General features: G+C 53.5%; 22 protein-coding genes. 14 read left to right on the forward strand and 8 right to left on the reverse strand.

Annotation, left to right across the window (positions count from 1 at the left end):
• Nucleotides 1–30 precede the first annotated feature (30 nt).
• Entirely contained in the window at nucleotides 31–918 is an 888-nt protein-coding gene (locus tag ACOOGA_RS00900; protein WP_417460909.1) for a LysR family transcriptional regulator, read from the reverse strand.
• A gap of 128 nt (nucleotides 919–1046) precedes the next feature.
• Here ACOOGA_RS00900 and ACOOGA_RS00905 point away from each other — a divergent pair, with 128 nt between their 5' ends.
• The 11 genes from ACOOGA_RS00905 to ACOOGA_RS00955 all read left to right on the forward strand — a co-directional run bounded on the left by ACOOGA_RS00905 (nucleotide 1047) and on the right by ACOOGA_RS00955 (nucleotide 16567).
• On the forward strand, nucleotides 1047–2654 hold the full coding sequence (locus ACOOGA_RS00905) for a carboxyl transferase domain-containing protein (RefSeq protein ID WP_417460910.1): 1608 nt from the start codon (nucleotides 1047–1049) through the stop codon (nucleotides 2652–2654).
• Between the two features lie 11 nt (nucleotides 2655–2665).
• Nucleotides 2666–3460 carry an enoyl-CoA hydratase/isomerase family protein gene (locus ACOOGA_RS00910; protein ID WP_417460911.1) on the forward strand — a complete coding sequence of 265 codons (795 nt, stop codon included), beginning with the start codon at nucleotides 2666–2668 and terminating at the stop codon, nucleotides 3458–3460.
• Complete coding sequence (locus tag ACOOGA_RS00915; protein WP_417460912.1) at nucleotides 3457–5463, forward strand: acetyl/propionyl/methylcrotonyl-CoA carboxylase subunit alpha; 2007 nt, start codon at nucleotides 3457–3459, stop codon at nucleotides 5461–5463. Before ACOOGA_RS00910 ends, ACOOGA_RS00915 begins: the two co-directional genes overlap by 4 nt.
• Before the next feature lie 37 nt (nucleotides 5464–5500).
• Nucleotides 5501–6667, forward strand: a complete 1167-nt coding sequence (locus tag ACOOGA_RS00920) for an isovaleryl-CoA dehydrogenase (protein ID WP_417460913.1) — start codon at nucleotides 5501–5503, stop codon at nucleotides 6665–6667.
• A 323-nt stretch (nucleotides 6668–6990) separates the two neighbouring features.
• A complete protein-coding gene (locus ACOOGA_RS00925; protein ID WP_417460914.1) occupies nucleotides 6991–9207 on the forward strand; it encodes a TonB-dependent receptor family protein in 2217 nt (738 codons plus the stop codon).
• Between the two features lie 492 nt (nucleotides 9208–9699).
• Nucleotides 9700–10926 (forward strand): 3-methyl-2-oxobutanoate dehydrogenase (2-methylpropanoyl-transferring) subunit alpha, encoded by a 1227-nt coding sequence (locus ACOOGA_RS00930; RefSeq protein ID WP_417460915.1) that lies wholly within the window; start codon nucleotides 9700–9702, stop codon nucleotides 10924–10926.
• Nucleotides 10927–10928: 2 nt separating this feature from the next.
• The gene (locus ACOOGA_RS00935; RefSeq protein WP_417460916.1) at nucleotides 10929–11942 is read left to right on the forward strand and encodes an alpha-ketoacid dehydrogenase subunit beta; all 1014 of its coding nucleotides are present in this window, start codon (nucleotides 10929–10931) and stop codon (nucleotides 11940–11942) included.
• A 2-nt stretch (nucleotides 11943–11944) separates the two neighbouring features.
• The gene (locus tag ACOOGA_RS00940) at nucleotides 11945–13240 is read left to right on the forward strand and encodes a dihydrolipoamide acetyltransferase family protein (protein ID WP_417460917.1); all 1296 of its coding nucleotides are present in this window, start codon (nucleotides 11945–11947) and stop codon (nucleotides 13238–13240) included.
• Nucleotides 13241–14638: a dihydrolipoyl dehydrogenase gene (lpdA, locus tag ACOOGA_RS00945; RefSeq protein ID WP_417460918.1), complete on the forward strand. Its 1398-nt coding sequence runs from the start codon at nucleotides 13241–13243 to the stop codon at nucleotides 14636–14638.
• Between the two features lie 393 nt (nucleotides 14639–15031).
• On the forward strand, nucleotides 15032–16156 hold the full coding sequence (locus ACOOGA_RS00950) for a Glu/Leu/Phe/Val family dehydrogenase (RefSeq protein WP_417460919.1): 1125 nt from the start codon (nucleotides 15032–15034) through the stop codon (nucleotides 16154–16156).
• Nucleotides 16157–16237: 81 nt separating this feature from the next.
• The gene (locus tag ACOOGA_RS00955) at nucleotides 16238–16567 is read left to right on the forward strand and encodes a helix-turn-helix domain-containing protein (RefSeq protein WP_417460920.1); all 330 of its coding nucleotides are present in this window, start codon (nucleotides 16238–16240) and stop codon (nucleotides 16565–16567) included.
• A 52-nt stretch (nucleotides 16568–16619) separates the two neighbouring features.
• Here the strand turns inward: ACOOGA_RS00955 and ACOOGA_RS00960 are convergent, their stop codons facing one another.
• Nucleotides 16620–18998 (reverse strand): TonB-dependent receptor, encoded by a 2379-nt coding sequence (locus ACOOGA_RS00960; protein ID WP_417460921.1) that lies wholly within the window; start codon nucleotides 18996–18998, stop codon nucleotides 16620–16622.
• A gap of 367 nt (nucleotides 18999–19365) precedes the next feature.
• Between ACOOGA_RS00960 and ACOOGA_RS00965 the strand changes: the two genes are divergently transcribed.
• Both ACOOGA_RS00965 and ACOOGA_RS00970 read left to right on the forward strand, forming a co-directional pair.
• Nucleotides 19366–19653, forward strand: coding sequence for a hypothetical protein (locus tag ACOOGA_RS00965; protein ID WP_417460922.1), 288 nt, complete (start codon nucleotides 19366–19368; stop codon nucleotides 19651–19653).
• Nucleotides 19654–19678: 25 nt separating this feature from the next.
• Nucleotides 19679–19816, forward strand: coding sequence for a hypothetical protein (locus ACOOGA_RS00970; RefSeq protein WP_417460923.1), 138 nt, complete (start codon nucleotides 19679–19681; stop codon nucleotides 19814–19816).
• A 69-nt stretch (nucleotides 19817–19885) separates the two neighbouring features.
• Here ACOOGA_RS00970 and phhA read toward each other — a convergent pair whose 3' ends face one another.
• The 5 genes from phhA to hppD form a co-directional block, all read right to left on the reverse strand.
• Nucleotides 19886–20767, reverse strand: coding sequence for a phenylalanine 4-monooxygenase (gene phhA / locus ACOOGA_RS00975; RefSeq protein ID WP_417460924.1), 882 nt, complete (start codon nucleotides 20765–20767; stop codon nucleotides 19886–19888).
• Between the two features lie 20 nt (nucleotides 20768–20787).
• Nucleotides 20788–21441 carry a maleylacetoacetate isomerase gene (gene maiA / locus ACOOGA_RS00980; RefSeq protein ID WP_417460925.1) on the reverse strand — a complete coding sequence of 218 codons (654 nt, stop codon included), beginning with the start codon at nucleotides 21439–21441 and terminating at the stop codon, nucleotides 20788–20790.
• 8 nt (nucleotides 21442–21449) lie between these two features.
• On the reverse strand, nucleotides 21450–22457 hold the full coding sequence (locus ACOOGA_RS00985; RefSeq protein WP_417460926.1) for a fumarylacetoacetate hydrolase family protein: 1008 nt from the start codon (nucleotides 22455–22457) through the stop codon (nucleotides 21450–21452).
• 42 nt (nucleotides 22458–22499) lie between these two features.
• On the reverse strand, nucleotides 22500–23048 hold the full coding sequence (locus tag ACOOGA_RS00990) for a VOC family protein (RefSeq protein WP_417460927.1): 549 nt from the start codon (nucleotides 23046–23048) through the stop codon (nucleotides 22500–22502).
• Between the two features lie 70 nt (nucleotides 23049–23118).
• Nucleotides 23119–24207: a 4-hydroxyphenylpyruvate dioxygenase gene (hppD, locus tag ACOOGA_RS00995; protein ID WP_417460928.1), complete on the reverse strand. Its 1089-nt coding sequence runs from the start codon at nucleotides 24205–24207 to the stop codon at nucleotides 23119–23121.
• Between the two features lie 156 nt (nucleotides 24208–24363).
• Between hppD and ACOOGA_RS01000 the strand changes: the two genes are divergently transcribed.
• Complete coding sequence (locus ACOOGA_RS01000) at nucleotides 24364–24813, forward strand: MarR family winged helix-turn-helix transcriptional regulator (protein WP_417461221.1); 450 nt, start codon at nucleotides 24364–24366, stop codon at nucleotides 24811–24813.
• Between the two features lie 12 nt (nucleotides 24814–24825).
• Here ACOOGA_RS01000 and ACOOGA_RS01005 read toward each other — a convergent pair whose 3' ends face one another.
• Entirely contained in the window at nucleotides 24826–25860 is a 1035-nt protein-coding gene (locus ACOOGA_RS01005; RefSeq protein WP_417460929.1) for an EAL domain-containing protein, read from the reverse strand.
• Nucleotides 25861–25867 lie beyond the last annotated feature (7 nt).

Here is a 25867-nt window from a genome sequence, read left to right on the forward strand (position 1 = left end):
TATGACGATCGTTTATTGAAGCGAAGACATCTAGCCGATGGGCTGACCAGTTCCCCAGTGATTTTCGATATGACGTTCGAAATCGGCGGCGAGTTGAGTGTTGCTATCGGCCAGTTGATACCGTGGGCGAAATAATGCCAATTGCCGACGATAGTCAAATCCCTTTAAGCGCACAACATCCACCCGTTCATCGACAAGGCTTTCAGGCACAACGGTTCCCCCTAGTCCGGCTGCAACCATTGCTATCGCACGGCTGTCATTCGGGGTTCTATACACCAGCCTTGGCCGTACATTATGGTCGGTGAAATACCGACTGGTTTCCGAGAGAACCTCGCACCGGCTGCGGACGATCATATAGTCCCCAGCGAGGTCTGACGCAGCAACAGTCTTTCGGCCAGCGAGCCTGTGTCCATGCGGCAGGATAAACACATAATCTTCATCAAAAAGTTTAACTGCCCGCTCCGCACTCTCGCCGCGGTAAACCGAAAGTGCATAATCCAGGCTACGGTCATCCAGCCGGTTAGTTAGTTCCTGCTCCGTACCATCATAAACTTCAATAGTTACCTTGGGCTCCGCAGCCTTAAAGCCCGCCAATAGTTCGCCAACAGCGCGGTTCGAAAGGGTCGTGAGCACGCCGAGGCGCAGCACCGGCGCGCTCGCGTTCTCCTCCAGCGCCTGCATAGCCAAGTTGCACTCATGCAAAATAGCCTTGGCGCGCGGCAGGAAACGTGTCCCGGCATCGGTAAGGAATACACGGCGGTTTGAGCGCTCAAATAACGCCTGCCCGACCTGACCTTCGAGCTTCTTGATACCGGCAGAAAGCGTGGGTTGCGTGACAAAGGTACGGTCCGCTGCCCGGGTAAAACTACCCGTCTCAACGACCGCAAGAAAATAGCGAAGGAGATAAAGATCCATCATAGACGTTATCTATGGTTTCCATTTTTGCATTCGATTTTACCAATACCACCCTTTTCCATATATTGCCAGCACATGGCAACAGATGCTTCGCAGTTCCAGTCGGAAAAGCGACCTCAGGAGACTTTTCTATGGCAGTGTTAACTTCCGCCATTCGACCCGGCAGCCCGGATTTTGAAACCAACGCCGCTCACATGCAGGCTCAGGTTGACGATCTCAAAGAAAAAGTGGCCATCGCTTCACTTGGCGGACCAGAACGCTCGCGGGAAAAACATCTCTCCCGTGGCAAACTACTGCCAAGAGACAGAGTGAACACCCTACTTGACCCCGGCACACCGTTTTTGGAGCTATCCCAGCTCGCAGCCTACGGCATGTATGACGCGGATATCGCAGCCGCAGGTGTGATCACCGGCATTGGCGTAGTTGAAGGCGTTGAATGCATGATCGTCTGCAACGATGCGACGGTTAAAGGCGGCACTTATTATCCCGTAACGGTGAAAAAGCATCTGCGTGCGCAAGAAATTGCCCGAGAGAATCGGCTGCCCTGCATCTATCTTGTTGATAGCGGCGGCGCGAACCTGCCCAATCAGGACGAAGTATTTCCGGACCGCGAGCACTTCGGGCGCATTTTCTATAACCAAGCCACCATGTCAGCCATGGGCATCCCACAGATTGCTGTGGTGATGGGAAGCTGCACAGCTGGTGGTGCGTATGTGCCTGCGATGGCGGATGAAAGTATCATTGTGCAGAAACAAGGCACGATCTTCCTTGGTGGCCCGCCCCTTGTGAAAGCGGCAACTGGTGAAGTTGTATCAGCAGAAGACTTGGGTGGCGGTGACGTTCACGCCCGCACGTCTGGTGTTGTGGATCATCTGGCCAAAGACGACTATCACGCCCTTGGTCTTGCGCGGCGTATTGTGGCTAACCTGAACCGCCAGAAGCAGGTTCCCGTCAAGCTGCGCGAAAGCAAAGCTCCCTTATACGATCCAAGCGAGGTTTACGGTGTTATCCCGAAAGATACCCGACAGCCTTATGACGTGCGCGATATCATCGCCCGCGTTGTCGACGGCAGCGAGTTTGACGAATTCAAGAAGCTCTACGGCGAAACCCTTGTATGCGGTTTTGCGCATATTCACGGCTTCCCGGTTGGCATTGTGGCCAACAACGGCGTGTTGTTTTCCGAAAGTGCACTTAAAGGGGCGCATTTTGTTGAGCTTTGCGCACAGCGCGGCATCCCGCTGGTGTTCTTGCAAAATATCACCGGCTTCATGGTTGGGCAAAAGTACGAAAACGGCGGCATCGCGCGCGATGGTGCCAAGATGGTGACAGCCGTTGCCTGCGCGAACGTGCCCAAATTTACCATTCTGATCGGTGGTAGTTTCGGTGCCGGAAACTACGGCATGTGCGGCCGGGCCTACCAGCCTCGCTTCCTGTGGATGTGGCCAAATGCGCGCATCTCGGTTATGGGGGGTGAACAAGCGGCAGGGGTGCTCGCGACCGTCAAGCGTGACGGCATGGAAGCACGCGGCGAGAGCTGGTCCGACGAAGACGAGGCTGCCTTCAAAGCGCCAATTCGCGATATGTATGAAGAACAGGGCCACCCCTATTACGCCAGCGCCCGCCTGTGGGATGACGGGGTGATTGACCCCGCAGACACCCGCCGGGTGCTTGGCCTTGCCATTTCAGCCACCATGAACGCACCGATCGAAGCGACGCGCTTCGGCGTCTTCCGGATGTAAGGAGTATCACCATGGTAGACACACTTATTACCAGCATTGATGATCGCGGCGTCGCTACTGTCACCCTTAACCGGGCCGATGTGCACAACGCATTCAACGACGACCTTATCTGGGAGCTGAACAACGCTTTTGGCAAGCTGGACAAGGACGAGAACATCCGGGCTATTGTGCTTACAGGCTCCGGCAAAAGCTTTTCTGCAGGCGCTGACCTCAACTGGATGAAAGCTGCCGCTTTATATTCAGAAAAGCAAAACATGGAAGACGCAATGCGCCTTTCAGATATGCTCTCGACACTGAACTCCTGCTCCAAACCAACAATAGCTATAGTGAACGGCGCGACATTTGGTGGCGGTGTCGGCCTTGTATCCTGCTGCGATATTGCCATCGCCGTCGAAGGGGCCAGGTTTGCCCTTTCAGAGGTTCGTCTGGGCCTCACACCCGCCACCATCTCACCCTATGTGGTTGCCGCAATTGGGGAGCGGGCTGCGCGGCGGTATTTCCTGACGGCAGAACGGTTTGATACTGAAGAGGCGCACCGTATCGGCCTTGTGCATGAAACCGCACCGTCGTTGCAGGACGCATTCAGCCTCGCCCACGTGATGATCAAGAACATCCTGGCAGGTGCCCCCGGCGCACAGCGTGACGCCAAACATCTGGTAGCTGATGTTGTCGGCAAGGAGATCACCGTGGATCTGCGCACTGACACGGCGAAACGCATTGCCGCAAGACGCACCAGCGATGAGGGCCGCGAGGGCCTTGGCGCTTTCCTTGAGAAACGACAACCAGCATGGAGTTTGGACGCATGAGCAATCGTATCAAAAAACTCCTGATCGCTAACCGTGGCGAGATCGCTTGCCGCATCATTGGCACATGTGAACGACTGGGCATTAAAACCGTTGCCGTATATTCGGACGCGGACGCGAGCGCGCTGCATGTGGAAATGGCAGATGAAGCCGTGCATATCGGGCCGTCAAGCGCCTCAGAGAGCTATCTGCGCGCGGACAAGATACTGGCTGCTGTTAAACTTACTGGCGCTGATGCGGTGCATCCTGGTTATGGCTTCATGTCAGAAAACCCTGATTTTGCAGAAGCTTGCGCTGAAGACGGTATTATCTTTGTTGGCCCATCAGCACAGTCAATGCGAGCAATGGCGCTCAAAGGTGCAGCCAAAAAACTGATGACTGATGCTGGCGTGCCCGTAGTTCCGGGCTACCATGGCGAAGACCAGTCGCTTGCGACCCTACAGGCTGAGGCCGATAAGATCGGCTATCCAGTGCTCATTAAGGCCGTCGCCGGTGGTGGCGGCAAGGGTATGCGCAAGGTGTTCAAGGCGTCCGACCTGCCCGCAGCCATTGAGGCCGCAGCACGAGAAGGTAAAAACTCCTTCGGCAACCCCGAGCTACTCATTGAGAAATACATCCAGAAACCACGTCATATCGAGCTTCAGGTTTTTGGCGACAGCGACGGCCATGCAGTACACTTGATGGAACGAGACTGCTCACTGCAGCGCCGCCACCAGAAAGTGGTTGAAGAAGCCCCTGCCCCCGGCATGAGCACCGAGATGCGCCGGGCCATGGGTGATGCTGCGGTCAAAGCAGCTGAAGCCATTAACTATCAAGGCGCTGGTACCGTTGAGTTTATCGTGGACGTGGAAAACGGGCTCGACAAAGCCCCCTTCTACTTCATGGAGATGAACACACGGCTGCAAGTGGAACATCCTGTAACCGAGATGATCACCGGCCAGGACCTTGTTGAGTGGCAAATTCGCGTCGCCGAAGGCAGACCTCTGCCTTTGTCTCAGGACGAAATAGAAGTTTTGACCGATGGGCACGCCATTGAGGTACGGCTATATGCGGAAGACCCCTATAACGACTTCATGCCTTCTATCGGCACGCTCGGCATGTTCGACCCGTTTGCGGATGCCGGCCCCACAGGCCGCATAGACGCTGGCGTGCGTGCCGGGGACACGGTCTCAATCCATTATGACCCGATGATCGCAAAACTGATCGCCTGGGGTGAAGACCGTGAACAGGCGATTGATGCGATTACAACGCTGGTTCGCGAAACCCCCGTCACCGGCCTTGCAACAAACCGGGATTTTCTGCTGCGCGCGCTTCAGGAGTCTGACTTCCGCAGCGGTGATGTTCATACAGGTTTTATTGAGAACCACAGCGACAGTCTGCTGACAGCCAACAAGCCAAACGCTCAGGACTATGCGGTCGCTGCTTTCGCGGTCGCTGCCAACCGGCGCAACCAAACTGATGGCACCGACCCATGGGCCATTCCTGACGGCTTCCGGCTGAATTTGAATGCAAGCGAACTGCTTTGGTTCGACGGGGAGGAAGATGACCTGATCACCGTGACACTGTCCGGCAGCGACCGGTCTCTCACCGCAAGCCTCGGCGACCAGCGCACGAGCGCTGAAATCATCTCGTTTACCGGTAATGTGCTCACCCTCACTCTTGAAGGCAGGCGCGAGCGCTTGTTTGCAGAAGTCAGCGCTACTCACGTCACGCTCGTTCGCGGTGACGCAACACTCACGCTGCCCCGCCATGCGCGAGATGGCGGCAGTGATGACGATGCGGACGGCCCCGGCACTATCCTTTCTCCCATGCCCGGCAAGATCTTGGACGTAAAAGTTAAAGACGGCGATGTCGTCACCAAGGGCGCGCCCCTTATCGTCATGGAAGCCATGAAAATGGAGCAGACAATCGCCGCACCACGCGACGGCGTTGTTGCCAACCTTAACCTCAGAGAAGGTGACCAGGTGACCGGCGGCGCTGTGCTCCTGACCATAGAAGACCAATAGAAAAGCCCACTACAGGACCCAAGAAGGACCCCTAATCATGTTCGAGTTCCCACACCTCAAGTTTGGTCATGATGAAGAGATTGAAATGCTGCGCGAAACGATCGCACGCTTCGCGCGTGATGAGATTGCACCCCGCGCAGCCGAGATTGATGAAACCAACCTGTTCCCAAGTGACCTGTGGGCAAAAATGGGTGATCTCGGCATTCTTGGCATGACAGCGCCGGAAGAGCACGGCGGGGCTGACATGGGGTATCTGGCCCACGTTGTTGCGATGGAAGAAATCAGCCGCGCATCTGCCAGTGTCGGCCTCAGCTACGGTGCCCACTCCAACCTGTGCGTAAACCAGCTCACCAAGAACGCAAACGACGAGCAAAAAGCGAAGTACCTGCCAAAGCTTATTTCAGGTGAGCATGTTGGTGCGCTGGCCATGTCTGAGCCAGGTGCGGGCTCCGACGTCGTATCGATGCGACTTCGGGCCGAAAAACGCAATGATGGTTTCATCCTAAATGGCAACAAGATGTGGATCACCAACGGCCCAGACGCCAACGTGCTGATGGTCTATGCCAAAACCGACCCCGATGCGGGCCCTCGCGGCATTACGGCATTCATCATTGAGAAAGGCATGGAAGGTTTTTCAACTGCACAAAAGCTGGACAAGCTCGGCATGCGCGGCTCAAACACATGTGAACTGGTGTTTGAAGACTGTTTTGTGCCGTTTGAAAACATCGTTGGCGAAGAAGGCCGTGGTGTGAATGTGCTGATGTCCGGCCTTGATTACGAACGCGTTGTGCTCTCGGGCGGTTCTCTCGGCATCATGCGCGCCTGTCTTGATACCGTGATTCCTTATGTGCATGAGCGCGAACAGTTCGGCCAACCCATTGGCACATTCCAGCTGATGCAGGGAAAACTGGCCGATATGTATGCCATTTGGGGTGCCGCCCGCGCCTATGTATATGCCGTGGCTGCTGCTTGTGACCGTGGTGAAACCACCCGCAAAGATGCTGCAGGCTGCATTCTCTTTGCTTCAGAAAAAGCCACATGGATGGCAGGAGAAGCCATTCAGGCACTCGGTGGTAACGGATATATCAACGAATATCCCACCGGCAGGCTATGGCGCGATGCAAAGCTCTATGAAATTGGCGCAGGCACTTCTGAAATTCGCCGCATGCTGATCGGGCGCGAGCTGTTTAACGAAACAGCCTGATCCGCCCCTCCTGAAGACAATGCTTCCGGTATGCCAACGGGTGCACCGGAAGCGCGCCCTTCATCGGCCATCTTGTGTCAAACCCAGGCGCAGACCAGGCCACAATCATACCAAAGTCCCTTCCGTTGCATTGTAAGACGCTCTCGCGAAAGACCATCCCAAATTTGATCAAAGTGGTGCGTCAAAATCAACATCATGTGACTTTAATGCACCACCAAACCGAAAAGCCTGCGATTGCTTTTCAGAATGACTTGCAGCTAAACAGCCCGAATGTTAGCTCGAAGCGGAAATTTGCAACTCATTCTTAAGTATCGGAGCAGTTCATGCGCGCACGTTATCTTGGCGGAGCTTCCCTTTTCACTCTTGCGCTGGTAGCCCCGGCGACGGCCCATGCCGAAGCAGTGGAATATATCGATATCGAACGCATTCAGGTCGTTGGCGAACATGCCGAACGCGCAAAAATTCCCGGGGCGGCTACCCGCCTCAATGACGAGGACCTTGAGGTTTTCAAATACCAGGACATCCTGCGCACACTACGCCTCGTGCCTGGCGTTAATATCCAGGAAGAAGACGGTTTCGGCCTACGCCCAAACATCGGCCTGCGCGGCTCCGGAGTGGACCGCTCAGCCAAAATTACCCTGATGGAAGACGGCGTACTGATCGCCCCCGCCCCCTATGCTGCGCCGGCAGCCTATTATTTCCCGACCGCCGCCCGCATGCAGGCTGTTGAGGTCCGCAAGGGGTCGGCGGCCGTGAAATTCGGCCCGCGCTCCGTAGGCGGTGCCATCAATCTCGTGAGTCGCTCAATCCCGGACGAATTTAGCGGCTTTGCCGATGCGCGCATTGGCGAAGACAACCTCTTTTCCACACACGGCAGCATTGGAGCGTCAGGCGAGAATGTTGGCGGTATGGTGGAGTTTTTCAGTTCCTCAAGCGACGGCTTCAAAGCGCTGCCGGGTGGCGAAAACACTGGCTTCGAGATTGAGGATTACCTTGGCAAATTCCGCATCAAAACGGATGAAGATGCCGAAATCCAGCAGTCGCTCACCATCAAACTCTCGAAAACCGACAATGACTCGGACGAGACATATCTTGGTCTTACCGACAGTGATTTTGAAGCTGATGCATACCAGCGATACGCCGCAAGCGCGCTTGATCATATGGACACAAACCACGAGCAGATCCAACTCACTCACCAGATAAAAATCGGCGATGTCGAGATCGTTACCACAGCGTACAAAAATAGCTTCGAGCGCGACTGGTTCAAGTTCAACGACCTGCGTGCAACGACAGCAAGCTGCAACAACACAAGCGGTGCCTTTGTGCTCGCCAATGAAGACATCTGCGCGACCGAACTGGCGTGGCTCAAGGGCGAAGAAGACAGTCCAGAAGGCGCGATCCGCATCCGTCATAACGCTCGCGCCTATGAGGCCAAGGGCATCCAGTCGCTTGTGGCCTTCCCGTTCACGACCGGTTCTGCGGAACACGACCTCGAGTTTTCCGTGAGATATCACGAGGATTCAGAAGACCGGCTGCAGAATGACGAAACTTTCACCATGACCAGCGGAGAACTGGTTTTCTCGACCGAGACCGCACTGGGTTCTGCAGGCAACCGCCTTGTTGAAGCTGAGGCTTGGGCTTTCTTCGCGCAAGACACCATCACACTCGGCAAATGGACCATCGTTCCCGGCATCCGCTTCGAGAGCATTCATCTGAACCGCACCGACTGGGCCGCCACCGATCCGAACCGCGCTGGCACGGCGACGATAAGGCCCGAAACCAAAGTGGATGCTGTGGTTCCGGGTGTGGGCGTAAGTTACGCGCTGAATGACAACCTGACCCTGACGGGGGGTGTATTCAAGGGCTTCAACCCGCCCGGTGCAGGCAATGCAGACACCCGTGAAGAAAAAAGCCTTAATATTGAGGCCGGTGCAATCTATGACAAAAACGGCTTCTACATCGAAGGCATTGCCTTCTTCTCGGACTATAGCAATATCCATGGCGACTGTACCGCCGCATCAGGCCAGCCAGGCGACTGCGAGATCGGCGACCAGTTCAACGGTGGCAAGGCTCGCATCTTTGGCCTTGAAGCAATGGCCGGATACACGGTGATGTTGGATGGTGGCTGGAACCTGCCCGTGAACGCCAACTATACCTTTACTGACGCAGAGTTTCGCACAAGCTTTGATGACGAGTTCTGGGGCGGTGTAGTTCGCGGTGATGCCTTCCCTTACCTCTCACGTCACCAGTTTACGGTGAGCGCAGGCCTCCAGAACGAAGTGTTCAGCGCAACCTTTCAGGTTAATTATGTCTCCGCCGCGCGCACAGAAGCGGGTTCGGGCAACATCCCGGAAGCAAGCCGTGTCGATGGCCGCATTGTCGCTGACCTTGCCGCGCATTATCGCCTTACGGAAAACCTTGAACTGTTTGCAAGCGTGGACAATCTGTTTGATGAAACATATTCGGTCGCGCGCCGCCCAATGGGCCTTCGCCCCGGCAAACCGCGCACAATTATCGGCGGGGCGAAATTCACATTCTAACCAAGCCTGAAAATCCAGCCTTAAGAACCGGGGAACGACTGTCGTTTCCCGGTTTTATTTTATCTGGACGGTCTATATTGGCATGATATTCGAGAATCAGCAGAAACGCTTTTTCCAGAAAGATCTAGCGAGTATTTCTTCAACAATCGCTGAAGCTTTTCTCCTCACATTTCAAAAATTGCAACTGAGCCCGACACTACGACCGCATGATTGCGAAAAGCAGCCATGTATGAAAGCTTATTTCATACAGACTCTGCCATAATGAACGCGAACCAAAGTGGCGGTTCACAAGGGATTGAGGGAATATAGCTGACTACGGCTGGTCCTTGGACGCAAGATCACGTTATAGTTGCGCCCATACAGGCGGCAACCGCTAAACCAAAGCATAAAATCCACCTGGACACGCCGCAGAGAAAAAGATTGATTTCTTCGGAAAATAAGTCAGTATTACTGACATATTTTTAATACGTCACTACAGGGTGTGAACACGTCATGTCTGAATATGGACCATTAAAATTCCACGTACCTGAACCTCCTGGCCGTCCGGGTGATGCGCCTAACTTTGAGGGCATTGTAATTCCTGAAGCGGGCTCCGTAAGGCGGCCTGAGGTAGACTGCAAAGCAGCGGACATGAAAGAGCTCGCCTCTACCATGGTTCGCGTCCTCAACACCGAAGGCGAAGCGCTTGGCCCTTGGGCTGAAGGGCTCGATGACGATGTGCTGCTTACCGGCCTCAAGGACATGATCCGGGTACGGGCGTATGATGAGCGCATGATGACGCTGCAGCGTCAGGGCAAAACCTCCTTCTATATGAAGTGTACAGGCGAGGAGGCCATCGCTGTTGGTTTCCGGGCGGCGCTTTCCAAAGGCGACATGAACTTCCCGACCTATCGCCAGCAGGGGCTGCTTCTTGCGACGGACTATCCTATGGTAGATATGATCTGCCAGATTCTATCGAACTCGCGAGACCCGCTTAAGGGCCGCCAGTTGCCAATCATGTATTCGTCGAAAGAGCATGGTTTCTTCACGATTTCCGGTAACCTTGGAACACAGTTCATTCAAGCAGTTGGCTGGGCGATGGCATCGGCAATCAAGGGGGACACCAAAGTTGCCGCTGGCTGGATTGGTGATGGCTCAACAGCCGCGACAGATTTCCACGCAGCACTCGTGAATTCTTCGGTTTACAAGCCACCGGTTATCCTCAACGTGGTGAATAACCAGTGGGCGATCTCCAGCTTCCGCGGTATCGCGGGCGGCGATCACGCCACCTTTGCTGAGCGTGCCCTTGGTTATGACATCCCTGCCCTGCGTGTTGACGGCAACGATTTCCTCGCGGTTTACGCAGCGTCAAAATGGGCTGTTGAGCGTGCGCGCAGAGGTTTTGGCCCGACGCTGATCGAATGGGTCACCTACCGGGTAGCACCACACTCAACGTCTGACGATCCATCGCAATATCGGCCCAAGGAAGAGTCTGACGCGTGGCCTCTTGGCGACCCAATCCTTCGTCTCAAGAACCATCTGGTAAGCCGTGGGCTATGGAGCGATGAGCGTCAGGTTCAGGCCGAGACAGAATATAACGACGAAATCCGTGCCGCGACCAAAGAAGCCGAGAGCTACGGTGTAATGGGGTCTGGTGCGAGCCCGAAAGATATGTTCGACGATGTTTACAAAGAGATGCCTCAGCACCTTCGTGAACAACGTCAGAAGCTTGGAGTATAACCATGCCGCGTATGTCAATGATCGAAGCCATCCGCGATGCGATGGATGTGAAACTTGGCCAGGATGACGACGTCGTCGTATACGGCGAAGATATCGGCTATTTTGGCGGTGTTTTCCGCTGTACGGCTGGCCTGCAGAAGAAATATGGCACCAACCGGGTGTTCGATAGCCCCATTAACGAAAGTGGTATCGTTGGTACTGCAATCGGCATGGGCGCATACGGTCTCCGCCCTTGCGTGGAAATCCAGTTCGCAGATTACATCTATCCGGCATATGACCAGATCGTCTCTGAGGCCGCACGGTTACGGTATCGTTCCAACAAAGACTTTACCTGCCCAATCACCATCCGCACGCCCTGTGGCGGCGGCATCTTTGGTGGGCAAACCCATAGCCAAAGCCCGGAATCGCTGTTTACGCACGTATCTGGCGTAAAAACGGTCATTCCGTCAAATCCATACGACGCCAAGGGGCTGCTTATATCTGCTATTGAGGATGACGACCCCGTGATCTTCTTTGAGCCAAAGCGCCTTTATAATGGGCCGTTTGATGGCCACCATGACCGACCTGCAAGCAACTGGTCCAAGCATCCGCTCGGCGAAGTGCCTGAAGGGCATTATACCGTGCCGATTGGCAAGGCGTCCGTCTTCCGTGAAGGCGCAGATGTTACAATCCTGACCTACGGCACGATGGTTTATGTTGCCGAGGCTGCGGTAAAAGAGACCGGCATTGATGCTGAGATCGTGGATCTACGCACCCTGCTCCCGCTTGATATTGATACTATCCTCGACTCTGTGAAAAAGAACGGACGCTGCATGGTCCTTCATGAAGCAACTCTTACGTCTGGTTTTGGTGCTGAGTTGGCTGCACAGGTGCAGGAACGCTGCTTCTACCATCTGGAGGCACCTGTGGTGCGCGTTGCAGGTTGGGACACACCATACCCTCACGCGCAGGAATGGGACTATTTCCCTGGTCCCGCACGTGTTGGTAAAGAACTTAAAGCAATGATGGAGGCTTGATCATGGGTGTTTATAAAATACGCATGCCCGATGTTGGCGAAGGCATCACCGAAGCCGAGATCGTTGAGTGGAATGTAAAAGTGGGGGACGTTGTCAAAGAAGACGACGTACTCGCCGGGGTCATGACGGACAAAGCTACGGTTGAGATCCCTTCTCCGGTTGACGGGACCATTAAAGAGCTTCTTGGTGAAATCGGCGAGATGACTGCGGTTGGTACCGTTATTATCGCGCTTGAGGTTGAAGGGGAAGGCAACAACATCCCCGACACGCCAAAGGCGGAAGAAAAAGCTGAAGAAACACCGGCTGACGACACCAAGGCCGAAGCGCCAGCTCCAGCCCCTGCGCCCAAACCTGAACCCAAGAAAACGCCGGTGCCAAAACCCGCTACAGTAAAACGCCCTAGTGGTGCACCGCGAGCCGAAGGCGAAAGGCCGCTCGCATCACCCGCCGTGCGCAAGCGAGCAATGGATGCCGGCATCAAGTTGCAGTATGTTCACGGCACGGGCCCTGCGGGGCGCATCAGCCATGAAGATCTGGACGCCTATATCTCTGGCGAAAGTGCGCCAGCAGTTGGTGGGGCAAGCCGTCGTCCGAACACGGATGTTGAAGAAATTCGTGTTATTGGCCTGCGCCGCAAAATTGCAGAACGTATGCAGGACGCAAAGCGCCGCATCCCACACATCACATACGTTGAAGAAGTTGATGTGACAGAGCTTGAAAGCCTGCGTGAGCACATGAATGCGAGCAAACGTGATGATCAGCCCAAGCTGACCATCCTGCCATTTATCATGCTTGCGATGGTGAAAGCCCTCAAGGACTATCCCAAGCTTAGCTCGCACTATGACGATGACGCAGATGTGCTCTATCAATACGGCGCGGCGCATATTGGCATGGCAGCCCAAACGCCGGGGGGCCTGATGGTCCCCGTAATCAAGCATGCAGAGGCTCTTGATGTTTGGGGCTTGGCTGAGGAAGCTAAGCGGCTTGCTGGTGCGGCGCGCGATGGTTCAATCAAGCGCGAGGAACTCACGGGTTCCACGATCACACTGTCAAGCCTTGGGCGCATGGGCGGCATCGTTTCCACGCCGGTCATCAACAGTCCTGAAGTTGCCATTGTGGGTGTCAACAAGGTCGCAGTCCGCCCTGTGTTCCAGGACGGCGGTTTTGTGCCTCGCAAGATCATGAACCTCTCGTCCTCCTTCGATCACCGTATTGTTGATGGTTGGGACGCAGCCGAGTTCATTCAGCGTATCCGCGCATTGATGGAAAACCCCGCCACACTGTTTATGGAGGCGTAGATGACCGAGACGATCAATTGTAAAGTTCTGATCCTTGGCGCAGGCCCAGGCGGATATGTTGCTGCTATTCGCGCCGGACAACTTGGCCTTGATACGGTTATTGTCGAAGGTGAAAACCCTGGTGGTACATGCCTGAACATCGGCTGTATCCCTTCAAAAGCCATGATCCACGCTGCGGACGAATTCGAAAAGGTCATGCACTTCACCGGGGAAAACGCGCTTGGCATCTCTCTTGAAAAACCAAAACTCGACTTCAAGAAGACCGTCGCATGGAAAGACGATATCGTTAGGAAGCTGACTGGCGGCATCGCTGGCCTCTTCCGCAAAAACAAGGTCAAGCATATCGCCGGTTGGGGCACGATGATTGACGGCAAGACCTGTGAGGTCAAAACCAAAGACGGTGTTGTGACGGTCAAGGCAGAAAATGTTATCCTGGCAACAGGTTCTGTGCCGATCGAGATTCCGAGCTTGCCATATGGCGACAAGATCATCTCCTCAACAGAAGCACTGTCGCTTGACAAAGTGCCGGGTAAACTCGTGGTTATTGGTGGCGGTTACATCGGCCTCGAGCTTGGTATTGCTTACGCAAAGCTGGGTGCAAAGGTAACCGTTGTAGAGGCGCTTGAGCGAGTTTTGGCACAGTATGACAAAGAGCTGACCAAGCCCGTTGTCACTAGCCTCAAGAATCTCGGTATCGAAGTGCTGAGCAACACCAAAGCAAAAGGCCTCTCCAAAGACGGCAAATCCCTTCTCATAGAGACCAAAGATGGCTCAGAGGAGAAAATCGCCGCAGACAAGATCCTCGTTACCGTCGGTCGTCGTGCCAAAACGGAGGGCTGGGGGCTTGAAGGCCTTGATCTCACCATGAATGGCCGTGTTGTCGCTATTGATGATAAATGCCAGACATCGATGACCGGGGTTTATGCAATTGGTGACCTGACAGGTGAGCCAATGCTTGCGCACCGCGCAATGGCACAGGGTGAAATGGTGGCAGAGATCATTGCGGGGCAAAACTGCACTTTCGACAAGGTTTCCATCCCTGCGGTTTGTTTCACTGACCCGGAGATTGTAACCGCAGGCCTTTCACCAGACCAGGCACAAGATGCCGGTTATGAAACCAAGGTAGGTGTGTTCCCCTTCTCCGCTAACGGTCGCGCCATGACCATGGAATCCGAAGACGGCTTTGTTCGCATTGTCGCCCGCAAAGACAACCATGTTGTGCTAGGTATCCAGGCCGTCGGCAAAGGTGTATCAGAACTGTCCGCCGCTTTCTCTCTGGCCCTCGAAATGGGAGCACGGCTTGAGGATGTAGCGGGTACTATTCACGCGCACCCAACCCAGAGCGAAGGCTTCCAGGAAGCCGCGCTGAAGACACTGGGGCACGCGCTCCATATCTAAAGTTTAGTGAACAGAATTGATAAAGGGCGTCCTGTTGGACGCCCTTTTTTGTTGCACATGCAAAAGACCTTTGGGCCTTTGTTTCCGTAGCGTTACAGCCAACTTGAATGAGAGAAATTTGTCGTTTGGAACGATATTTCTTACTGTTATTCACAAATTATAAAAATGGCAGAAAAACTATCTGAAGATTGCAAAAATCGCCAAACTTCGAAAGCTCATTTCGTGAGAAGAGTGCAATACTCCGCGCAACTCAAATCCCGTGAGGTATAATAAAATACGCGGCAAAGCCTGTGATAGTTTGCAGGCAGGACCGAAGGAGCAGGCGGGAGTTTGAGGTGCGTTCGTAGGGGGCGTTGCCCCCGAACGGGACTTCAACTTGGAAGGGATTATAGTATGCCCGTATTCGATTCACGCAGCTTCAGGAACCACGAGCAGGTCGTATTCTGCTCCGATGAAGCTTCAGGCCTCAAAGCAATTATCGCTGTGCACTCAACAGCGCTCGGCCCCGCAACCGGCGGCACGCGCTTCTGGGACTATGCAGCCATTCACCGCCGCTCTGCCCCGATTGATATTGCGGAAACCCGTGGAGAGCAGGACGCCGTATACGACGTTCTTCGCCTCTCACGCGGTATGTCATTCAAAAACGCCATGGCTGGGCTTCGTCTTGGCGGCGGCAAGTCCGTCATCATTGGCAACCCAAAAGAACTTGGCACTCCTGAGTTGATGCGCGCGTTTGGCCGCATGATCAACCGTCTTGGCGGCAGCTACTACGCAGCGGAAGACGTTGGCACAAGCCCGGACATGCTCGCCGCTGCTTCCGAGACCACTGATTTTGTTTGTGGTCTTGATGGCGGTGACTTTGGTACCGGCGACCCCTCACCACATACAGCACTTGGTGTGTTTACCGGCATTCAAGCGTCCGTAAAACACCGCCTCGGCCGGGATGACCTGAACGGCGTTCGCGTTGCGGTACAAGGCCTTGGGCACGTTGGTCAGTATCTGATCGATCATCTGCGTCGTGCGGGTGCAAAAGTGATCGTCACAGATATCGTTGACGCCAACATCCAATCGGTACTCGCTCGTGGTGAAGCAGAAGTTGTTTCGCCGGATGTTATCCACGCTGTGGACTGCGATGTATACGCACCCTGCGCACTTGGTGGTACGTTGAACCCGAAAACCCTTGGCGATATCAAAGCCACAATCATTGCCGGTGCAGCTAACAATCAGCTGGAAACAGAAGGCAAGGAAGACGAGCAGCTTCGTCAACGTGGCATTCTATACGCGCCTGACTATGTAATCAACGCAGGTGGCATTATCTCAGTTGAATCTGAGGTCTACAAAGAGAAGATGGATGCCATCGCCCGTGAAGCCAAGGTGCTTCGTATTGGCGAGACGCTGACGAAAATCTTTAACGCCAGCGACAAAGAAACACGCCCTACCGGTGTTATCGCCAACGAAATGGCCGAGACCATTATTCGTAAGGCGAACGAAGCCAAGCTGGCGAACGCAGCTGAATAGTTTAAGGCTTTAGCCTCACTGAAAGCCCCTGCCTTTGAGCGGGGGCTTTTTATTTGCACGCGGCATAGTTAATCTACTGGTATGGAAGCTAATATTGCAGAACCTGAGACACTTGGACGTAACGTCCGCGAAGCTCGCCAGGCATTGGGTTGGAGCACTATGGAGCTTGCTACCAAAGCGTCCCTTAACGTGGACATCGTCACAAAGCTCGAACGGTCAAGCGACTGCAGCAGCAATGATTTGGAGCAAATATCCCGTGCGCTTGGCATCCCTCCCGCAATCCTGAAGCCCGGTGAGCATCAGGATGAGAGTAACAAACCACCGAGCAAGCGCATCAAATGGGCGCCAGCCATCATCACAACCGGGTTTATGCTTGTATTGATCAAACTCATGCTTCCCAGCCTGCTCTAATGAAAAAGGCGGCGCAAACGCACCGCCTTCTCCAATTCTAATAACCGAAAACTTAGAAGTGTTTACGGATCAGCATACCAAAGGTACGTGGCTGGTTGGTCCGGAAACCAAGACGCGCCCGGCCGCCACGCTCACGGTCGAATGAAAGGTTTGCGTTTTCATCCGTCACGTTCGTCACATACGCCATAAACTCGAGGTCATCCCAGTTGATGCCAAAGCTGAAGTTCAGCGTTTGGTATGGGTCGAGCTCTAGATCAAGCGTGGTTGCGTCCGTACCTGGTGCACCGCCAAACGCGAGACCGGACACAAACACACCTGCCCCCGGCTCTTGGTCAGACGGCTGCGTGAACAAGCTGCCGCGGTGCTGGAAGGTTGCAGAGAAGTAAGCCTCTGCACCATCACCCGCAACTTCAAACGGGAAGCTATAGGTAGCGGTTGTACCGAAGTTGAACTTAGGTACAGACGCCAGCCTGTTATCTTCACGAACACCACCAAGCACAGCGCCGTTACTATCGATCACGGTTGAATCGAACTTGGCTTCGAGCAAGCTACCTGCGAAGGACAAGTTGAGACCTTCAACCGGACGGGCTTTAAACTCAAGCTCGATACCCTGAGTGTGTGCTTTAGGTACGTTGAAGGAGATACGCGAAGAACACGAACCCGCATCAAGCGTAACCTGGAGGTTTTTGATCTTTGTATAGAAAGCAGCAGCGTTCAAGCTGAACTTACGGCCACTCACCTTCACACCAGCTTCATAGTTCCAGAGGGACTCGTCGTCATAATCCTGGAAGCCACCAAAGACTTTAAGGTCATCGGCATTACAGAGAGCCGTGTTAAGCGGGTCATTCACGCCGCCAAGACGAAAACCTTTGGAAACCTGGGCGTTGATCGTAACACTGTCGCTTGCCTCATAGCTGGCCAACAAGCGCGGCGTAAAGCCATTTGATGACGTTGTATCGACTTGGTCAACTACACCGTTACCAAAAAGGCCAACCTGAGTTACGCTACGCTCTTCTTTGTAGTCATAGTAACGACCACCAGCTGTCAGATGCATCCGATCAGAGATGTCGTACGTTGCTTCACCAAAGATCGCGACCTGCTCAAGTGTATATGGAAGCACCGAATAGAAAGGTGAGTCGGCTGGAGCGACGCCCATACCAACAGCAGCAGCCGTCCCTGCCCCCAGTACCGCATCGGTTACAGCGTCATAACCCGGTGTTGGCAGGAATTGCTCATAGTAACGATCGGTTTTGGAGTAGAAACCGCCCACAATCCACTGCAGCGCGCTATCGCTGTTTGAACTCAAACGCAGTTCCTGAGTGAACTGTTCAACCTTCGTGGTGTCACGAAGGTTCGATGGAAAATTAACCGCCGCTGTCGGGAAGCCAAGGTCAACAGACACACTGCCGCTTAGCGCGCTTGCATCACGGCTCACAAGGATATCCCGGTCCGTGTAGCTGGTCACAGACGTCAGGTCGATGCTGTCGAAGTTCACTTCGGCAGTGAGGTCCAAAATCAACGTCTCGTCCTTGAAGCCTTCACGAAGCTTCAGGAACTGTTCGCGCTCTTCAAATACAGTAGGCTCACTCATGAACGGGTTAGCATAAAGGTTGTAAACCTCCTGCCTGTTGAAACCATTCATATCGATCTCTTGATAAATCACCCGCGGTGTGAGCGTGATGTTCTCTGTTGGCTTAACTGTCAGAGCAACACGACCGCCAGTCCGGCTGCCATCGTTCACGTCTTTGTTGTATCCGCCATTCGGGCGATGGGCGTCAATATAACCCGCATATTCCGTATGATACGCAACAACCCGCAGTGCTGAACTGCCTTCGGAAAGCGGCACGTTTGCCATTGCTTTCACGTGGCCGCCATTGCTGCCGCCGCTAACGGTGTTGAGGTCTGCCTCAACATTGCCCTCGAACTCCTCAAGGTTGGGCTGGTTCGTAATGTAACGAATTGTACCACCAACAGAGCCGGAGCCAAACAGCGTACCTTGTGGTCCGCGCAGAGTTTCAACGCGGTTGAGATCATACAAGTCAAGGTCTGGCGTAAACAGCGAAAGCGAGATAACAGATTCGTCGAGATATACGCCGACCTGTTCTTTCACGCCCGGTTGGTCACGCACCACCTGGCCCGCAGATACGCCGCGGATAGCAACCTGGCTCTGTCCTGGTCCCAAATTCTGGATCATCAAACCCGCGACGTTACCTGAGAGGTCTTCCAGGCTTTTCGCGCCGGAACGACGGATGTCATCCTGAGTTTGCGCGTTAATCGAAAACGGTACATCCTGAATGGATGACGCGCGTTTCGTCGCTGTTACAACAATTTCCTCAAACTCAACTCCCGTGTCTTGTTGAGCTGACGCTGCCGCGGATACGCCGCACGCAAGCGACAAAGCCAACATGGATACACCTGATTGCTTAATCATGTTTTTGTGTCGCATTTCGAACCCTTCTCTTGGTCTTAGTTTCTTGTTTTAAGTTTCATATGTAATCATTATTCGTAGCATTAACCTACGAAACAGGAATAAATTCCAGTAAGCAAATGGCGTCCTGAGGGGTCGGCATATACTTCTTCCAAAACCTGTGTCCTTTAAGACACGAATACATACCCGATTCGCTATAAAGCTTAAATTTTACAGATAGTTAAAGTGTTGCCTGTATGCATCACCTACCGCACCGCCCGGCGACCTGGCAAGTAATGGTCGTCCTGAAATATAACTTTAGATATACGTTGTATGTATGACTTCCTCCTTGGACCATTCCCTATAGAATAAGACGAAGAGGAGAGGTCAGATGAGAATGTTTTTTTGTGCAATTACAGCATTAAGTGCTGTGACACTGCCTGTTTGGGCAAATGACGAAGAAATAATGAATATTGACCGCGCTTTTGCGCGCATGTCGATGGATCAGGGCATCGCTGACGCATTCGACCATTACCTTTCAGATGACGCGGTTAAGCTTGATGGAGGTTCGCATCCGCAGGTGGGGCATAGCACTATCATCACCGGCATGAGGCAAATCCCCGAAGACGCGACACTGGACTGGGAACCTGCGGGCTGGCAAAGTCGCGGCATCCGGTGATCTGGCGTACACTTGGGGCACCTATGTGCTCACGTTTTTGAGCGGTGGTGAACGCAAGGAAGCGTTTGGAAAATACATCACCGTTTGGGAGAAACGAAACGGTGAATGGAAGGCTGTGCTGGACGGCGGCAACGCAAGCCCAGGCGCATGGGACGGAAACTAACGCACCCCACAATAAAAAGGGGCCACCAAACATGGCAGCCCCAAGTCCAGCCCATTTTATAGTTATTATTTAGCTCGCGGCCTTGGCCAGGCGTCCACCTGCTTTGGCATAGGCCTGTGTGCCGTCGTTATGAACGTGATCTCCCTCAAGAACAGCGTCCACAGGGTAAACGGTTTTGTCAGCTTCCAAGCCGTCATAGAGCGGCCCGAAATCCTGATAGGTCGCTTCCAGAAGCTCCTCAAAGCTATCAATGACCCAATAGGTTTGCTGGAAGTCATCAATCCGGTAATCAGTCCGCATCAGCCGAGTAAGGTCAAAGTGGATACGGTTGGGGCTATTGTCTTCAAGACAAAAAATACTCTCGGATTTTGAGCTGACAATACCAGCACCATAAATGCGCATGCCTTTTGGTGTATTGATGAGCCCAAACTCAACGGTATACCAGTATAGCCGCGCGAGGTTTTTGAGCACACCGCGCCCCATGGCGCGCTGCCCGCCCTTACCATAAGCTTCCATGTAATCCGCGAATACCGGGTTGGCCAGAAGCGGCACGTGCCCAAATACATCATGGAATACATCGGGCTCCTGCAGATAATCCAGCTGGGCTTCACTACGAATAAAATTACCCGCGGGAAAACGCCTGTTTGCGAGATGATCAAAAAACACTTCGTCCGGCACAAGGTCAGGTACAGCAACCACTGTCCAGCCTGTTCTTTCCATCAATTTAGCAGACAAGTCTTCAAATTTTGGAATGCCGCCGTCAGACAATTTCAGCAGTTTGAGGCCATCCATAAACTCATCGCACGCCCTGCCTTCAAGCATCTCTGATTGGCGGGCATAAAGCCTGTCCCAACGGTCATGCTCTTCTGCGGTGAAGTGGTCCCAATTCTGGTCAACGGTATAATCGTCGTTCACCTCAACTTCGCGGCCTTGCCGTGTCTTAATTTTCATCATTACTCTCCCAAAAGGCCTTAGTTTACAGGCGTATCTGGCTGATTTTCGGGCGCAGCCGCCTTAAAAGCCTCAAGATCGTTACATGCAGTGTCTATGCGTAGAAGCGTGGGGAAATCTTTGAGCGGCACATCAAACCGCCGCGCATTCCATATCTGCGGCGCGAGATATACATCTGCCAGCCCCGGCGTATCACCGATGCAGAATTTTCCCGTGCGGTTATCGTGCGAGAGTGTCTTCTCAAGTGCCTTAAAACCTTCAAGCACCCAATGAGTATACCACTTTTGGACCGCACTTTCATCTGCACCTAGGTCGGCTTTCAGCCACATCAGAACAGACAGATTGTTGAGCGGGTGGATATCACAGGCAACGACATTTGCCAGCTGGCGCGCGTATGCTCTGTCCGCCACACTTTTTGGCAAAAGCGCCACATCAGGATAGGCTTCCTCCAGATACTCGATAATAGCCGGAGACTGAGATATCCGCACATCACCATCCACGAAGAATGGTACACGCCCTTGCGGGTTCAACTTCAAGTATGCGTCAGAACGTTGCTCAGTTACGCCCGGCTTGAGGTTTATGGCCTCATAGACGTAATCAAGCCCCTTGAGCGCAAGTGCTATGCGCACACGGTAAGCGGCGGATGAGCGAAAATAGCCAAAAAGTGTGCGCATCTTAGCTATCAGCCCTTCTCGACAACCTGATCAATCGCACCAAAGATCGATTGGCCATCTTTTCCAAACATCTCAATGCGGATTGTATCGCCAAACTTCATAAAGCTTGTTGTCGGTGCACCGTTTTCAATCATCTCAATCATGCGAATTTCTGCGATACAACTGTATCCGACACCGCCCTCAGCGACAGGCTTACCGGGGCCTCCATCAAGCTTGTTTGAAACTGTACCCGATCCGATTACAGCGCCAGCGCCAAGCGGACGCGTTTTTGCCGCGTGCGAAACCAGCTTGGCAAAATTGAAGGTCATATCAACTCCGGCTTCCGGCTTGCCGAACATGTCGCCGTTATATCGAGACACCAAAGGCAGGCTGAGCTTCGTATCTGCCCAGACACCGTCGAGCTCGTCAGGCGTTACACAAACCGGGCTAAAAGCACTGGAAGGTTTAGACTGGAAAAAACCAAATCCTTTTGCCAGTTCACCCGGAATCAAACCTCTAAGCGACACATCGTTTACAAGCATAAGAAGCTTGATATGATCACCAGCGTTGCCTTCCGATACACCCATCGGCACATCGTCAGTGATCACAGCGATCTCTGCCTCGAAATCGATGCCCCATCCTTCATCCTGCGGCATCACAATTGCGTCACGCGGGCCGAGGAAAGTGTCAGAGCCACCCTGGTACATCAGCGGGTCAGTCCAAAACGTGGCGGGCATCTCAGCGTTGCGCGCCTTGCGCACAAGCTCCACGTGGTTCACATATGCGGAGCCGTCTGCCCATTGATAGGCGCGCGGCAGTGGAGAGGCGCAAGCAGCTTCATCAAAGGCTTCACCCTTCACGTCACCCGCATTGAGGGCGCTGTAGAGTGCCTGCAGCTTTGGAGAAGAGTTCGCCCAGTCATCAAGGGCGGCCTGTAGAGTTGTCGCAATGTCATCAGCAGGTATGCACCGGCTCAAATCCTTTGAAACAACAACCAGCTTGCCATCACGGCCATGCTTAAGGGAGGCGAGTTTCATGGTATAGATTCCTTAAAGCTTTGATTTATCAGAATTTATTTCTTATTTTGCGCCCACGCTCTTGAATTCACCTTTCCCGTGAATCCATGCTGCGTGCTGAGGTGCTTTTTTGGTCTGCGACCATTCCTCGAGCATCGCAGGAGCAACGCGTTTCAGCTCATCCAGCATGCCCGGCATTGCCGTGTTAGCCGCCAGTTCAAGCCGATGCCCATTCGGGTCAAAGAAATAGATGGACTTGAAAATTGTATGGTCGGTCGGCCCAAGCACGTCAACGCCTGCAGCCTCGAGGCTCGCTTTCGCCTCCAACAGAACATCCATGCTTTCAACCTCAAAGGCAATATGCTGCACCCATTCAGGCGTATTGCCATCGCGACCCATTTCCGGCTGCTCAGGCAACTCAAAAAATGCAAGGACATTGCCGTTGCCCGCGTCCAGAAACAGATGCATATAGGGGTCGTAGGCACCAGTTGAGGGCACATGGTCTTCAGCAATCGCCAACTGGAAATCCATCTTCAGGTGCTTCTGGTAGAACTCGACGGTTTCCTTAGCATCCTTACATCGGTATGCCACATGATGAATACGCTTTAACATCTTCAGCTTGCCTTTCACTTTAGTCCAAGGTCGGTGTGGTTGGGGCCGCAAGTGCAGCCCCACGCGCGACTTAAGCGGCGCTCTCATCCACCTTAAGGGCACCACGACGGATTTGGTCACGTTCCATCGATTCAAAGAGCGCCTTGAAGTTGCCCTCGCCGAAGCCTTCATCTTTCTTACGCTGAATAAACTCAAAGAAGATCGGGCCAACTTGAGTTTCGGAGAAAATCTGCAAGAGCAGGCGGTTGTCACCCTCTTCTGTTGAGCCATCCAGCAGAATGCCACGCCTTTTCAGCTCATCCACTGGTTCGCCGTGACCAGGGAGGCGCTCTTCCAGCATCTCATAGTATGTCTCAGGCGGTGCTGTCATAAACGGCACACCCTTGGCTTTCAAACGGTCCCAGCATTCCAACAAATTATCGCACGAGAAGGCGATGTGCTGAATACCTTCGCCATTATAGGCCATCAGATATTCTTCGATCTGCCCGCTGCCGCCCGCAGCTTCTTCATTGAGCGGGATACGGATCAAGCCGTCTGGCGCCGTCATCGCACGTGACGTCAGACCGGTATATTCGCCTTTAATGTCGAAGTAGCGAATTTCGCGGAAGTTGAAGAAGGTCTCATAGAACTTCGCCCAATAATCCATACGGCCGCGATAAACGTTGTGTGTCAGGTGGTCAATAACATTGAAACCACATCCGGCCGGATGGCGATCCACGCCTTCGATCCACTCAAAATCGATGTCATAGATGCTTTCACCATCCTTGAAACGGTCGATCAGGTAGAGAGCTGCACCGCCAATACCCTTGATGGCAGGCAGGTTCAGCTCCATTGGGCCAGTTTTCATATCAATCGGCTGTGCGCCCAGTTCCAACGCGCGCTTATAAGCGACGTGGCTGTCTTTCACACGGAACGCCATGCCACATGCTGAAGGGCCGTGCTCTTCACCATAATATCCAGCCGGGCAGTTTTTTTCATAGTTTGCGATGAAGTTGATATCGCCCTGGCGCCATAGCTCAACATCTTTTGAACGGTGCCGCGCTACCTTTGTAAAACCAAGCGTTTCAAACACGTTTTCGAGCATACCTTTTTCAGGTGCGGTAAATTCCACAAACTCGAAACCACAAAGGCCCATCGGATTCTCGAAAAGATCACCCATGTTCATTCACTCCATCATTCTCTATATACAGTTTTGGGGTAAGGCCAATTGCTGTTTGCAGCAGATCGCTTTTTCGCGATTATAGGCCCACACAAATTAGTTGCCACCATATTAGTTACATTGGAAACTAATTGCAAGGGCGTGAACGAGGATATGATGAAAAAAAACGAAGACACGCTGCACTTGGGGGACTTTCTACCGTACCGACTTTCGGTGCTCTCCAACCGCATTAGTCGTGCTATTGCAGATGGTTACGAAGAACGCTTTCAACTTGGCCTACCTGAGTGGAGAGTTATGGCTGTTTTGGGTGGCGAACCTGATCTTTCTGCAGCGCAAGTGGCTGAACGCACTGCAATGGATAAGGTTGCAGTGTCTCGGGCCGTAAACAAGCTGCTGGAAAATGGCCGATTGGAACGTCACTTCTCCCCGGAAGACAAGCGGCGCTCTGTACTCGCGCTGTCCGAAGAAGGCCTCAAGGTATATCGAGAAATCATTCCCATCGCGCTAGGCTATGAGAGCCGCATCCTGGAAAAGCTCACCGCTGTGGAGCGTCAGGCACTTGCCACCCTGCTGGAGAAGCTCGAAGATATCCAGCTCCACACCTAAGCGGCAGAGTATTCAAAGCGGCGCATCTGCCGGATACCCAAAAAGGTAACCCTGAAGGTAGTCAACACCTGCACTCTCAAGCATACGTGCTGTCTTTTTGTCCTCGACACCCTCAGCGATTACCTTGATGTCCGACTGCTTAGCAGAATCGACGATATTCGCCACAAGCGTCCATTTACGACCATCCGTAATCAGGTCTTTCGTGAGCGACTTATCGAGCTTTATAAAATCAGGTTGGATCTGGGTAATCGTAGCCAGATTGTTGAACCCTGTCCCAAAGTCATCAAGCGCTATCCTGATGCCTCTCTCCTTCAGGCGCTGGACAAGCGCTTGAAGGGTTTCAAAATCTGGGAATTGCTGGCTTTCAACGATTTCCATAACAAGCTGCTCAGGCTTAAAACCATGCTCACCCAGCACAGTATCGAACCAAGCGCTCAAACCAGATTCGGTATCAATGCTATAGGGCAACACATTTACAAACACACATTCCTGCAAGCTAAACCGTCGCGCTGTGCGGACGGCGCTCTCTCCCGCAGCCATATCCAGCGCATAGAGCATACCTGCCGCCTCTGCTGTTTCAAAAAGTGCCGGCGCAGGGATTTCAGTTCCGTCCGTGTGAAGGCCGCGGACCAAAAACTCGTACCCCAGAACCTCGCCATGATCAGCCGCGTGCACAATTGGCTGCATGAGCGATTTATAGCGACGCTCAGCTAGCATTTCGCCAAGCCAACGCGCAGATAGGCGAAGACCTAATTCTTCAACAGATTGCATCGTACCGTATTCGCTCAGTGCTGGACGCGCGCTGGCAGAAAGGAGCGCCCGAACATCGCGGCGCTCGGCCAAGGACAGTTTATCCTCAAGAACGGGCAAAAGGCTTTCCATATCGTCGGCCAAAAAGCAGACAACACCAGCCTCACCCAGCGGTACCTCAATAATGTCAGCGGAGGACAAAGCTGCACGAACTCGGTCGCGCAACGCAATGTCCGGGCACCAGAAAAACGCATGCCCAAGCCCGGTGACATGCGGATATAGTGAATCGTCAGGCAACACTCGA

This window comes from Kordiimonas sp. (assembly GCF_965216265.1).
Taxonomy (GTDB): domain Bacteria; phylum Pseudomonadota; class Alphaproteobacteria; order Sphingomonadales; family Kordiimonadaceae; genus Kordiimonas.